This window comes from Sphingomonas sp., from assembly GCF_036388435.1.
Taxonomy (GTDB): Bacteria; Pseudomonadota; Alphaproteobacteria; order Sphingomonadales; family Sphingomonadaceae; genus Sphingomonas.
In genome coordinates, this window is the sequence record NZ_DASVRV010000039.1 from 43,224 (window position 1) to 53,704 (window position 10,481).

At 68.6% G+C, this 10,481-nt stretch carries 15 protein-coding genes and 1 pseudogene; 6 read left to right on the forward strand and 10 right to left on the reverse strand.

What is annotated here, in order from left to right:
• Positions 1–26: 26 nt before the first annotated feature.
• The 5 genes from tgt to VF592_RS08105 all read left to right on the forward strand — a co-directional run bounded on the left by tgt (position 27) and on the right by VF592_RS08105 (position 5,486).
• The gene (tgt, locus tag VF592_RS08085; RefSeq protein WP_331005106.1) at positions 27–1,172 is read left to right on the forward strand and encodes a tRNA guanosine(34) transglycosylase Tgt; all 1,146 of its coding nucleotides are present in this window, start codon (positions 27–29) and stop codon (positions 1,170–1,172) included.
• Positions 1,169–1,372: a hypothetical protein gene (locus tag VF592_RS08090; RefSeq protein WP_331005107.1), complete on the forward strand. Its 204-nt coding sequence runs from the start codon at positions 1,169–1,171 to the stop codon at positions 1,370–1,372. The genes tgt and VF592_RS08090 overlap by 4 nt, the downstream gene beginning before the upstream one ends.
• Entirely contained in the window at positions 1,369–4,188 is a 2,820-nt protein-coding gene (locus VF592_RS08095) for a pitrilysin family protein (protein ID WP_331005108.1), read from the forward strand. The genes VF592_RS08090 and VF592_RS08095 overlap by 4 nt, the downstream gene beginning before the upstream one ends.
• Before the next feature lie 83 nt (positions 4,189–4,271).
• Positions 4,272–5,240 (forward strand): cell wall hydrolase, encoded by a 969-nt coding sequence (locus VF592_RS08100; RefSeq protein WP_331005109.1) that lies wholly within the window; start codon positions 4,272–4,274, stop codon positions 5,238–5,240.
• 51 nt (positions 5,241–5,291) lie between these two features.
• Positions 5,292–5,486, forward strand: a complete 195-nt coding sequence (locus VF592_RS08105) for a hypothetical protein (RefSeq protein WP_331005110.1) — start codon at positions 5,292–5,294, stop codon at positions 5,484–5,486.
• Positions 5,487–5,552: 66 nt separating this feature from the next.
• Here VF592_RS08105 and VF592_RS08110 read toward each other — a convergent pair whose 3' ends face one another.
• The 6 genes from VF592_RS08110 to VF592_RS08135 all read right to left on the reverse strand — a co-directional run bounded on the left by VF592_RS08110 (position 5,553) and on the right by VF592_RS08135 (position 8,342).
• Positions 5,553–5,981 carry a DUF3597 domain-containing protein gene (locus VF592_RS08110; protein ID WP_331005111.1) on the reverse strand — a complete coding sequence of 143 codons (429 nt, stop codon included), beginning with the start codon at positions 5,979–5,981 and terminating at the stop codon, positions 5,553–5,555.
• Between the two features lie 12 nt (positions 5,982–5,993).
• Complete coding sequence (locus VF592_RS08115; protein ID WP_331005112.1) at positions 5,994–6,425, reverse strand: hypothetical protein; 432 nt, start codon at positions 6,423–6,425, stop codon at positions 5,994–5,996.
• Positions 6,422–7,144 (reverse strand): hypothetical protein, encoded by a 723-nt coding sequence (locus VF592_RS08120; RefSeq protein ID WP_331005113.1) that lies wholly within the window; start codon positions 7,142–7,144, stop codon positions 6,422–6,424. The genes VF592_RS08115 and VF592_RS08120 overlap by 4 nt, the downstream gene beginning before the upstream one ends.
• Before the next feature lie 99 nt (positions 7,145–7,243).
• The gene (locus VF592_RS08125) at positions 7,244–7,705 is read right to left on the reverse strand and encodes a PA2169 family four-helix-bundle protein (protein ID WP_331005114.1); all 462 of its coding nucleotides are present in this window, start codon (positions 7,703–7,705) and stop codon (positions 7,244–7,246) included.
• A gap of 74 nt (positions 7,706–7,779) precedes the next feature.
• Complete coding sequence (locus tag VF592_RS08130; RefSeq protein ID WP_331005115.1) at positions 7,780–8,028, reverse strand: hypothetical protein; 249 nt, start codon at positions 8,026–8,028, stop codon at positions 7,780–7,782.
• A 104-nt stretch (positions 8,029–8,132) separates the two neighbouring features.
• A complete protein-coding gene (locus VF592_RS08135) occupies positions 8,133–8,342 on the reverse strand; it encodes a cold-shock protein (protein WP_331005116.1) in 210 nt (69 codons plus the stop codon).
• 305 nt (positions 8,343–8,647) lie between these two features.
• Between VF592_RS08135 and VF592_RS08140 the strand changes: the two genes are divergently transcribed.
• Positions 8,648–9,187 (forward strand): CAP domain-containing protein, encoded by a 540-nt coding sequence (locus tag VF592_RS08140; RefSeq protein ID WP_331005117.1) that lies wholly within the window; start codon positions 8,648–8,650, stop codon positions 9,185–9,187.
• A gap of 25 nt (positions 9,188–9,212) precedes the next feature.
• Here VF592_RS08140 and VF592_RS08145 read toward each other — a convergent pair whose 3' ends face one another.
• The 4 genes and pseudogenes from VF592_RS08145 to VF592_RS08160 form a co-directional block, all read right to left on the reverse strand.
• Entirely contained in the window at positions 9,213–9,410 is a 198-nt protein-coding gene (locus VF592_RS08145) for a hypothetical protein (protein WP_331005118.1), read from the reverse strand.
• Between the two features lie 222 nt (positions 9,411–9,632).
• Entirely contained in the window at positions 9,633–9,905 is a 273-nt protein-coding gene (locus tag VF592_RS08150) for a type II toxin-antitoxin system RelE/ParE family toxin (RefSeq protein WP_331005119.1), read from the reverse strand.
• Positions 9,883–10,101, reverse strand: coding sequence for a type II toxin-antitoxin system RelB family antitoxin (gene relB / locus VF592_RS08155; protein ID WP_331005120.1), 219 nt, complete (start codon positions 10,099–10,101; stop codon positions 9,883–9,885). The genes VF592_RS08150 and relB overlap by 23 nt, the downstream gene beginning before the upstream one ends.
• A 257-nt stretch (positions 10,102–10,358) precedes the next feature.
• Positions 10,359–10,481: pseudogene (locus tag VF592_RS08160) on the reverse strand (IS5/IS1182 family transposase); the annotation flags it as partial.

Here is a 10,481-nt window from a genome sequence, read left to right on the forward strand (position 1 = left end):
GACCGTTCGGTTAAGGCGCTTGGACCATGATATTGCCCCGCTTCGAATTCACCATCCAGGCCACCGACGGCCGGGCACGCACCGGCCAGATCGCGATGCGCCGCGGCGTGATCCGCACCACCGCCTTCATGCCCGTCGGCACCGCGGCCACCGTGAAGGCGATGAAGCCGGGCGACGTTGCCGCGGCGGGCGCGGACATCATCCTGGGCAATACCTATCACCTGATGCTCCGCCCCGGCGCGGAGCGGGTCGCGCGGCTGGGGGGGCTGCACCGCTTCTCGGGCTGGGATCGCCCGATCCTGACCGATTCAGGCGGATATCAGGTGATGAGCCTGGCCGATCTGACCAAGCGGTCGGAAGAGGGCGTGTCATTCAAATCGCATCTGGACGGCTCGCGCCACCTGCTGTCGCCCGAACGCTCCATGGAGATTCAGCGGCTGCTCGGCTCCGACATCGTCATGGCGTTCGACGAGCTGGTAGCGACCACCTCGACCCCGGCGGTGCAGGCGGCCGCCATGGAGCGGTCGATGCGCTGGGCCAGACGCAGCCGCGACGCGTTCGACGGCGGCGGTGCCCATGCCGATGGTGCGGCGCTGTTCGGCATCCAGCAGGGCGCGCTCGACGAGCGACTGCGCCGGGTATCGGCGGACGCGTTGATCGACATCGGTTTCGATGGTTATGCGGTGGGGGGGCTGGCGGTCGGCGAAGGGCAGGAAGCGATGTTCGGCTGCCTCGACTTCGCGCCCGGCCAGCTTCCGGTCGACAAGCCCCGCTATCTGATGGGGGTCGGCAAGCCCGACGACATCATCGGCGCGGTCGAGCGGGGGATCGACATGTTCGATTGCGTGCTCCCCACCCGCTCGGGCCGAACGGGGCAGGCCTTCACGCGCGATGGCCCGCTCAATCTGCGCAACGCACGCTTCGCGGAGGATGAAGAGCCGCTGGACCCGGGATGCGCCTGCCCGGTGTGCCGGACCTGGAGCCGCGCCTATCTTCACCATTTGGTTCGCGCCGGCGAGATCCTGGGGGCGATGCTCATGACCGAGCATAATATCTGGTTCTACGAGACGTTGATGGCCGACCTGCGCGCGGCGATCGGGGGGGGACGATTGGAAGCCTTCGCAAACGGGTTCCGCGCGCGCTATGCCGGGGCAAAAGGAGAGCAGCGATGACCGACCAGCCCGACCAGGAGCCCAACGAGATCGTGGCGGTGGCCCGCGCCGCCAAGGAACGCAGCGAGGCGGCCGCGCGCAGCGTCGCCGAACGCGCGAAGAGCTGGCCGCTGGGCGCCATCGGAGTGGGCGTCGGTATCGGCTCCGCCGCGGTCGCCGCCGCCGTGATCTTCGCCAGCCGGTCGAAAGGCGGGAAATGAGCCCGATCCGCGCCGCGCTGTTCCTCGGGGCGACCGCCCTGCCCGCCGCCACGGGAGCACAAACCGCGCCCGTGACCGTGAAGCCGATCGTCTATACCCAGCGCACGCTCGCCAACGGGCTGCGCGTATTCGCGATCCGAGACACGTCGACGCCCAACGTGTCGGTTCAGGTCTGGTACGATGTCGGCTCCAAGGACGATCCCAAGAACAGGTCCGGCTTCGCGCACATGTTCGAGCATCTGATGTTCAAGGCGACGCGCAATCTGGTGCCCGAACAGGTCGACCGGCTGACCGAGGATGTCGGCGGGTACAACAACGCGTCGACGAACGACGATTACACCAATTATTTCGAGGTGGTGCCCGCCAATCACCTCCAGCGGCTGCTCTTCGCCGAGGCCGACCGGATGGCCAGCCTGGTGGTCGAGCCCGTAAGCTTCGCCTCCGAGCGGGACGTGGTGAAGGAGGAGCTGCGCCAGCGCGTCCTCGCCAGCCCTTATGGCAAGCTTTACTCGATCTACTATCCCCAGCTCTCCTACGGCGTTCATCCCTATGCCCGGCCGGGGATCGGCAGCCTGAACGATCTTCAGGCCGCTTCGATCGACGATGTGCGCGCCTTTCACGCGACCTATTACCGGCCGGACAATGCGATCCTAGTCGTGTCGGGCAATTTCAACCCCATGCAGCTCGACCGCTGGATCGACGGCTATTTCGCCCCGATCGCCAAGCCGAACCGGCCGATCCCCCGCGTCACGGTCGCCGAGCCGGCGCGGACGCAGGCGGTCGCGCGCACGGTCTACGAGCCGAACACGCCGCTTCCGGCGGTGCTCGTCAGCTATCACGTTCCGCCCGATCGCGACGCCGACACGCCGGCGCTGACCGTCTTGCAGGCCATCCTGGCGACCGGCGAGAGTTCGCGGCTTTACCAAAGCCTCGTCTACCGCGATCAGGTGGCGCAGTCCGCGGCCGCGTTTCTCGACACCAAGCAGTCGACGGGCAACCTCGTCGCCTATGCGATCGTCGCGGGCGGCAAGACCGTCCAGCAGGGCGAGACGGCGCTCAAGCGCGAGATCGCGCGGCTTCGGACCGAGCCCGTCACCGCGGCCGAGCTGGCGGAAGCGAAGAACGAGATATTGACCCAGGCGATCCGGCAGCGCGAGACCGCCGAGGGCAAGGCCTTCGTCCTAGCTACCTCCACGATCGTCGACGGCGATCCCGACGCGTCGCAAAAGCAGCTCGAAGCAGTAGGCCGCGTGACGGCCGCCGACGTTCGGCGGGTCGCGGCCAAATATCTAGGCGACCGCCAATCGGCGACGATCCGCTATCTTCCCGTCGAGTCCAGGCCCGCAGGTTCGGCAAGCGACGCGGTGCCGATCGCCGCGACGGTCCGCGTCGCCGATCTGCGGGCGCCCGCCGACATCCCGGTCGTGACTCCCGCCCCCGTCGGGCGGCGTGTCATGCCGCCGCAGCCGGCCGCGCCGATCGCGGCGGTGTTGCCGCAACCGGTCGAGACGCGGCTCGTCAATGGCTTGCGCGTGGTCACGGTGGAGCGGCACGACCTGCCGATCGTCACCGCCTCGCTGGTCGCGAGCGGCGGGGCCGCGACCGACCCCGCGGGGCGTGCGGGGGCGAGCGGGCTGACGTCAGCCCTGCTGACCAAAGGCACGGCGACCCGCTCGGCGACCGAGATCGCGCGGGCGATCGAGTCGCTGGGCGGGTCGATCGAAAGCGGGTCCAGCCGCGACGGCGCGTCGATCGATGTCACGGTCAAGTCGGACCAGATCGCCCCGGCCATGGCGATCCTCGCCGATGTCGCGGTCCATCCGGCGTTCAAGCCTGACGAGATCGAGCGGGCGCGGGCGCAATCGATCGACGCGGTGAACGTCGAGTTCAAGGATCCGGCGCAGCTCGCCCGCCTCGTTGCGGCGCGGGCGGTATTCGGATCGGCGCCTTACGGCGCTCCGGCCGAGGGTACGCCCGAGTCGCTCAAGGCGATCACGCGGGACGACGTGCAGCGTTCCTATCGCGCGACCTGGACTCCGGCCTCGGCGACGTTGCTGATGGTGGGCGACATCACGCCCACCGCCGCGCGGGCGCTGGCCGAGCGACATTTCGGGGGGTGGCGTGCGATCGGGCCGGCCGGAGCTGCTCCCGTGGTCGCGGCGGCGGCCGAGCCGCGGGTCGTGCTGGTCGACATGCCCGATGCCGGGCAGGCGGGTGTCGTCGTGGCTCGACCGGCGATCACGCGGACCGACGCGCGCTTCTATCCGCTGGCGGTCGCCAATACGACCCTGGGCGGCGGCTTCTCGTCGCGATTGAACCAGGAAATACGCATCAAGCGCGGTTTGTCCTATGGCGCGGCGAGCAGCCTGTCGGCACGGCGCCAGGGCGGCGTGATCGAGGCGCGGACGCAGACCAAGAACCCGACCGCGCCCGACGTGGTCGCGATCATCGTCGAGGAGATGCGCAAGCTGGGCACGGCTCCCGCGCCCGCGGCCGAACTGGACACCCGCAAGGCGGTGCTGGTCGGCGGCTTCGGCCGCGCGATCGAGACGACGGCCGGGATCGCCGACATATTGGGGGACTACCTCGTCCAGTCGGTCCCGCTGTCCGAGCTGAGCCGCTATACGGGCGCGGTGCAGGGCGTCGATCCGCGCGCGGTGCAGGCCGCGGCCGCCGAACTGCTCGACCCGGCGCGGGCGAGCATCGTGGTGGTGGGTGATGCCCGGCAGTTCGCCGACGCGCTCCGTCGCCGTTATCCGAAGCTGGAGGTGATCCCGGCCTCGTCGCTGAACCTCGACAGCCCGACGCTGAAGTGAACGGGCCGCCGTCCTGTCCCCGGCCGGGACGGGACGGATTCGGTGGCAGACCGGTAAGGCTAGCTCGGCTATGGGCGCCGGTGATGCGGAGCGATCGCTTTCCCCGCCGGCGGCGACGCTGGGCATTGCCGGTGTCGGTCGGGCTGATCGGCGCGTCCGGTTTCACCTGGTGGGCGGTGTCGGCGCATGACGCGCCGGCAAACGGGTCATCATTGCGCGCCGAGGTTCATGCGGCTTCGGCGGAAAACGTCGGGCTCGGCGAGCAGGCCGCGCCGGCGACCGGGGTGACGGGCACGATCGCGCTGCCGGCCCTGCCCAGCTTCGCCGCTACCGCGGTGCCGACATCCGGCGCGACGGCACGACCATTTTCGACGCGGCAGGCGAGCGCGGTCGACCGGGCGCGGGCGCTCGAATGCCTGACCACGGCGATCTATTATGAAGCGGCGTCGGAGCCCGATGCCGGGCAACGGGCGGTGGCCCAGGTGGTGCTAAACCGGGTCCGACATCCGGCCTTTCCGGCGACGATATGCGGGGTCGTTTATCAAGGGTCGGAGCGGCGGGGATGCCAGTTCTCGTTCGCCTGTGACGGCGCGATGGCACGCGCGCCGGGCCGGGCGGCCTGGGCTCGGGCGGCGGGGAATGCTTGGGCGGCGCTGGCGGGTGATGTCTATGCGCCCGTCGGGCTGGCGACGCACTATCACACCTTCGCGGTGCGGCCGGTCTGGAACCGGGGGCTGGTGATGACCGATGTGATCGGTGCTCACTTCTTTCACCGCTGGAAGGGGTGGTGGGGCACGGGCGCGGCCTTTCGTCAGGCCTACCGAGGTGGCGAGCCGGTGCCGGGGCCGCATGGCTCGCCCGTCGCGACGCCAGCCGTCCTGGTCGCGCCCGCCGCGCCGGTGTCGGTGCCGTTGCCCGTGGATCGCAGCGACGTGCTGCCCGCTGTCGCGACGAGCGGGGCCGCGTTGATGCCGATGCCCAGCGAGGATCGCCTGCCGCCCGCGTCGGAAGCGCTGGACCGGTGGAAGGATTCGGGCAAGCCGTTGAAATAGGCGCAACCGCCCGGCATCGCCCCGCGTTTCCCTTTTCGAAGGAGCGCGATGATGAACGACGATATCCAGCCCAAGATGAACAAGACCACCGAGCCGCATCTCGATGTGAGCAAGGAACCCCAGACGATGTCGATGCAGCATCTGAAGAAGGGCGATGCGATCGACGCCCCCGCCACGCTCGACAAGGAACAGGACGCGTCGCAGGACGATGGCGGTCGCAAATCTTCGTTGCTGTTCGGAAACTGACAAAGCCGCCCGTCATTCCCACCGGGATGACGGGCGGCTTTCGATGTTATCGGAACGTTCGGACGGTCAGTCCTTCAGCCCGGCGGGGACCTTGCCGCCGCTCTTCTCCAGTTCGCGCATCACGGCCTTGTGAAGCCAGATATTCATTTCGGCCGAGCCGTCCTTGGCACCGGAATAGCCGAGCTCGGTCGCGAGTTCCTTGCGGTTCGCCAGGCTGGAGTCGAGGTCGAGGAGCTTCATCAGGTCGACGATGCTGGTGCGCCAGTTGAGGTCCGGGTTACCCTTGCGCGACGCGATGCCGGTCAGGACGGCTTCGACATCCACCGGCTGCGCGGCAGGTGCCGCGGTCGGGGCGGCCTGGGGCTGATGCGTCTGAGGCGTGGCCTGTGGCTGGGTAGGCGTTGGCGCGGCGGGCTTGGAGCCGCCGAACACGCTGCCGCCGAGCGGGCCCTTGTCGCCGAAGATGGCGGTCTTGATCTTGCCGAAGATGCTCATGCGCGGAAACTCCTAGCGGCCGATGGGGAGCGACTTGCCGGTGCGGCGGTCGAGACCGATCGCGGTGCATATATCGACCGTCGTGACCAACGCGACGAACGCGATCGCGCCCCATATCGTGCGGTTCTCCGGCGCGCGGGTGCGGGCGAAGTGAAGAGCTGTGAGGTCCATCGCGTCGCCCGCGACCCGGTTCCAGACGCGCAGGCCATGACCCTGATCGGTGACGAGCCCGCCGCCCGCGACGAGCTCGCGCGCGCCGAAACCGCGGATCAGCCCTTCATGCCCCTCCGACGAGAGCGCCTTGGCGATGCGCTTGGGGACGAGCAGTTCGGCCGCGCCGAGCACGAGGCTGAAGATACCGAGGCCGTAGGAGGTCTTTTTCCAGACCAGCCCGCCATTGTCGCTGGCGCGCGTGTCGGCGACAGTCTTGGTCGTGTCGATCACTTCGACCCGTCCGCCTGGCTGAGACCCTGGGCGAAGTCGCCGCGATTCCCTGCGAAACCGGTAGCGGGCCCGGTGGCCGGGCGCAGCGAATCGCGCATCTCCGGCGGTACGGGCGCGGTCGGGTCGGGCCGGAAGGCGTCGATCGCGCGATCATGCGGGTCGGGCGGCGTGTCGCCCATCAGGTCGGTGGGCACATGCTCGGGGGTGAGCGCGCTGCGATCGGCACCCGCGCCGACCGGGGCGCCGGGCGAGATGCCTACCGGCGTGACGCTGACGATGTCGATCTCCGTCACCTCGACGAGGAGGCCGCCGGTATCGTCGTTGTCGGACGTGGCGACGAAGGGCGTGGCGGTCGCATCGCTCGGCGCGTCCACCGCCGGCTCGCCGACGAATTCGACGCCGGTGCCGGTTGGGACGTTCGGCACCATGGGAGTGAGGGTCGAGGCCATGGGCACCGGGGGCACCTGCCCGTCATGGCCGGGCGCGATCGCGCCCTTTTTCGCGCCCTTGGCCAAGAGCGCGCTCACGCCCTTGAAGGCCAGCACGCCCAGCCCGAGCGCGCCCGCGGCGATCGCCGTTTGGCGGTAATCGAGTTCGACATGGCGGTCGGGGCCGAGATGGATGCGAAACGGCGCGCGCCCGCCCATCCGGTCGGCGCCCATGATCCGGGGATTTGTCTCGATAGTCGCGGTGTCGCTGTCGATCGGTTGGCTGGTCATCACGCTGGTTCCTTGCCGCTCGGGGCGCGGCCTTTCAGGGGCTGGAAGGGGTGCGGGAATGAAGCGGGGCGCGACCGTGATGGCCGCGCCCCGATCGGATCACATCGCCGTGCCGGAATGGGCGGTGTTGAAGCCGCGCACCGAGTCCGCGCCCTGGCGCACGGACTGGGCGGCCTGGTTCACGACCTCGCGGGTGGGCGCACCGAGATTGGTCTCGGCGAGCGCGGTGTCGAACTTGTCGCGCAGATACTCCTCACCGCGCTGCACCTCGGCGAGAATGGCGTCGTCGTCCTTGCCGGCGATCGCCGACTTCATGTTGAGGAACACCTGATGCGCCGAGCCCAGGATCGAGCCGCCGTCCGACGGATCGCCGCCGAGCCGGCCAACCTCGGCCTGGAGCATCGTCGCGACCTTCTGGCGCTCCATCGCGCGGTCCTGGAACAGCGAGGCGAGGCGCTGGTTGCCGATGTCCTTGGCGGATTCCTGGTAACCCTGGATCGAGTCGTTCACCGTCTTGATGAGGGTGTTGAGAATCGTGATGTCGTGGCTGGTATCGGCCATGGGATGCTCCTTTTTACCGAACTGGAGCCCACGCAACGCGCGAGTCCGTCGAAAGGTGCATCACCCGACGAGCGTCAGCCCGTCGCTTCGGTGGTCCGCAGCATGAAATCGGGGCGGGCGGAGTCGATCGCGGCGGCCTGGGCGGTGGCGGCGGCGGACTCGCGGGCGTCGCGGGCGGATTCGGAGCGGAGCGAGCGTTGGGCCATGGTGTCCCAGGCCTGGTGGGCGCGCAGACAGCGGTCGCGGACATTGTCGAGGGTGGCGGCGTCGGCCTCCGCCTGCGCGGCGGCGGCGCGGGCGGTGAAGAACTCGGATTCGCGCATCTATTCGTCCCCTTTAACCACCATAACGCGACGATAGGACAAAGGGTCCGTTACGCAAACGAAATAGGGCGGCCTCCTGCGAGACCGCCCTACCGATCGGACTATTAGTCCTGCGGCTGGAGGTTGATCGCCGACATCTTGCCGCGGCGATCCTCCTCGAGCTCGTAGCCGACGCGCTGATTCTCGCGCAGCGTCACCATGCCGGCGCGCTCGACGGCGGTGATGTGGACGAACGCGTCCTTGCCGCCGTCATCGGGGGCGATGAAGCCATAGCCCTTGTCGGCGTTGAAGAACTTTACGGTTCCGATGGTCATAGTGAATTCCTTCTTTTCGGAGGTCGCCCGCGTGTCGGACGACCTGGTGCCGTGGCAGCAGGGAAAGAAGGAGAAAGGTGCCGCAAAGCGCCGTAGACCGTCGATATGCGACTTGAGCCCCCGCTATGTGGGGGCAAGCGCCCCAAGGCGCAAGCCCCCATAGCGGGGGCCGGCCGGCGGGGCCCAAAGCCCCGTCCGACGACGCGGCTTCGCCGCGGCGCTGGCCCCCTTGCCGCCGGACTTGCCAGGACCGGCCCGGCGGTGGCAATCTGCCGGCCGATCAGCCGTCAAGAGGCTCCACCGTCATGCCGACCGTTCGCCTGCTGTCCCCGCCGCTCCTCTTCCTGCCGCTCCTGGCCCTGCCGCTCCTGACGGTGTCGGCGCCGGCGCAGGTCGCGCGCGCCGAGCCCTCGCTCGCCGAGGTGATGCTGGCGGTGCACAACCGGGAGCGCGCGCTGGTCGGCACGCCGCCGCTGCGCTGGAACGCGCAGATGGCGGCGGGGGCGGCGGACTATGCGGCCAAGCTGGTCGGGCTGACTTATCTGGAACACTCCCCCCGCGCGTCGCGGCCGGGCCAGGGCGAGAATCTGTCGCTGGGCGCGGCGGGCTTTCACTCGGCCGAGGTGATGGCGGGGTTCTGGGTCGAGGAGAAGAAGGACTTCGTCAACGGCGCGTTCGACCAGGTGAGCCGGACGGGCAATTGGCTGGACGTGGCGCATTACACCCAGATGATCTGGCGCACGACGACCGAGATCGGCTGCGCGGTGTCGACGGGCGCGCGGCGGACCTATCTGGTGTGCCGGTACAGCCCCAAGGGCAATCGCGACGGACAGAAGAGCCACTGACCCCGTTCGCGGACGGGGCCGTGCGTCACCAGCGCCCGCCGATCTTTTCGATCGCTGCGAGCAGCGCGCGCTTGGAGTCGGTGCGGCAGTTGCCGGCGTTGCGGGGCATCTCGGGCCGGCCCAGGGCGGCGCGGCGGGCCGACAGGGGAAGCGCGCAGGCTTCGTGCTGGACCGTGCGGCCGGGCCAGTCGGGCGACGTGTCAGCGGAGGTCTTCGACGCCATGATCGTCTCCCGTCTCGTGCCTGATCCTGGCTTCAAGATAGAGCATGTCGAGGTCGGGGTTAAGCTGGAACAGGATGCGCGCCCGTCCGAGCATTTCGGGCGCGGTGTCGTCGGTCAGGGCGGATCGTCGCCGGGAGGAGCGGTCGAGGCAAGACAGAGTGGTAAGGGTGGAGCGACTGGCGCCGCATTGGGGTGGTTACGTCTGACGAGTTAGTACCCGCCCTAGCGGTACACCTCGCGGCGGTGGGCGACCTCGATCACCACGACGGTGATGCGCGCATCCTCGATGCGGCAGATCGCGCGATAGTCGCCGACGCGGTAGCGCCAGAAGCCGGTCCAGCCGCCGACCATCGCTTCGCCGAAGGCGCGCGGATCGCCGTGACGCTCCAGATCGCTTTGCAGGGTGCGGACGATCCGTAAGGCGGCGGCTCGGTCGATTTTCTTGAGCTGCTTCTGCGCGCCGGGCTGGTACTCAACCGTCCAGGCCGAGCTCACGCAGCATCTCCTCGCTGGACAAGTTCCGGGAAGAATCGTTCGCGCGCCAGCCTTCGACGGCGACGGCGTAATCCTCCAAGTCCTCAAGGTACTTCAGGAGCGCCGCGCGCGCGAGGTCGCCCGGCGCGTCGCCGGTACGCGCGGCGATGGCGGCGAGGGTGCGTTCGAGTTCGGGGTCGAGCGGTACTTCGAGCATGAGGCGAGGCTACATGCTCGAACGATAGATGCCAACTTCGCGGTTGACGACTTGAGGCATCCTTGCAACGAAGGTGGTATGTGCGTGAAGCGCTAGCCGGGGACCGGAAATTACATCGCGGGCAAAACGCGACGTTTTGTCACCCTTCGCAAACGAACCCCTGACTCTCGGTCCTCGGTGCCTTCCCTATGTGGCAGATTTTTGAACAAGAAATTGAGCGCAAAGCTAAAGCCATATTGGCTAGGCTCCAGACTCGTTCACAGCCAGAACGCGAGCGCGGTGGCGAGCGCCACGCCTGACAGGAAGTTGGCCGCGAGCTTGTCGTAGCGGGTCGCGACGCGGCGGAAGTCCTTGAGGCGGCAGAACGCGTTCTCGATCAG

Bases quoted from the DNA above. Each gene is read 5' to 3' on its own strand.
- VF592_RS08130 (WP_331005115.1), bottom strand. From the start codon at position 8,028: ATGCGCGAATCCGAGTTCTTCACCGCCCGCGCCGCCGCCGCGCAGGCG.
- VF592_RS08095 (WP_331005108.1), top strand. From the start codon at position 1,369: ATGAGCCCGATCCGCGCCGCGCTGTTCCTCGGGGCGACCGCCCTGCCC.
- VF592_RS08100 (WP_331005109.1), top strand. From the start codon at position 4,272: ATGCGGAGCGATCGCTTTCCCCGCCGGCGGCGACGCTGGGCATTGCCG.
- VF592_RS08135 (WP_331005116.1), bottom strand. From the start codon at position 8,342: ATGACCATCGGAACCGTAAAGTTCTTCAACGCCGACAAGGGCTATGGC.
- VF592_RS08090 (WP_331005107.1), top strand. From the start codon at position 1,169: ATGACCGACCAGCCCGACCAGGAGCCCAACGAGATCGTGGCGGTGGCC.
- VF592_RS08105 (WP_331005110.1), top strand. From the start codon at position 5,292: ATGAACGACGATATCCAGCCCAAGATGAACAAGACCACCGAGCCGCAT.
- VF592_RS08110 (WP_331005111.1), bottom strand. From the start codon at position 5,981: ATGAGCATCTTCGGCAAGATCAAGACCGCCATCTTCGGCGACAAGGGC.
- VF592_RS08145 (WP_331005118.1), bottom strand. From the start codon at position 9,410: ATGGCGTCGAAGACCTCCGCTGACACGTCGCCCGACTGGCCCGGCCGC.
- relB (WP_331005120.1), bottom strand. From the start codon at position 10,101: ATGCTCGAAGTACCGCTCGACCCCGAACTCGAACGCACCCTCGCCGCC.
- VF592_RS08125 (WP_331005114.1), bottom strand. From the start codon at position 7,705: ATGGCCGATACCAGCCACGACATCACGATTCTCAACACCCTCATCAAG.
- tgt (WP_331005106.1), top strand. From the start codon at position 27: ATGATATTGCCCCGCTTCGAATTCACCATCCAGGCCACCGACGGCCGG.
- VF592_RS08120 (WP_331005113.1), bottom strand. From the start codon at position 7,144: ATGACCAGCCAACCGATCGACAGCGACACCGCGACTATCGAGACAAAT.
- VF592_RS08140 (WP_331005117.1), top strand. From the start codon at position 8,648: ATGCCGACCGTTCGCCTGCTGTCCCCGCCGCTCCTCTTCCTGCCGCTC.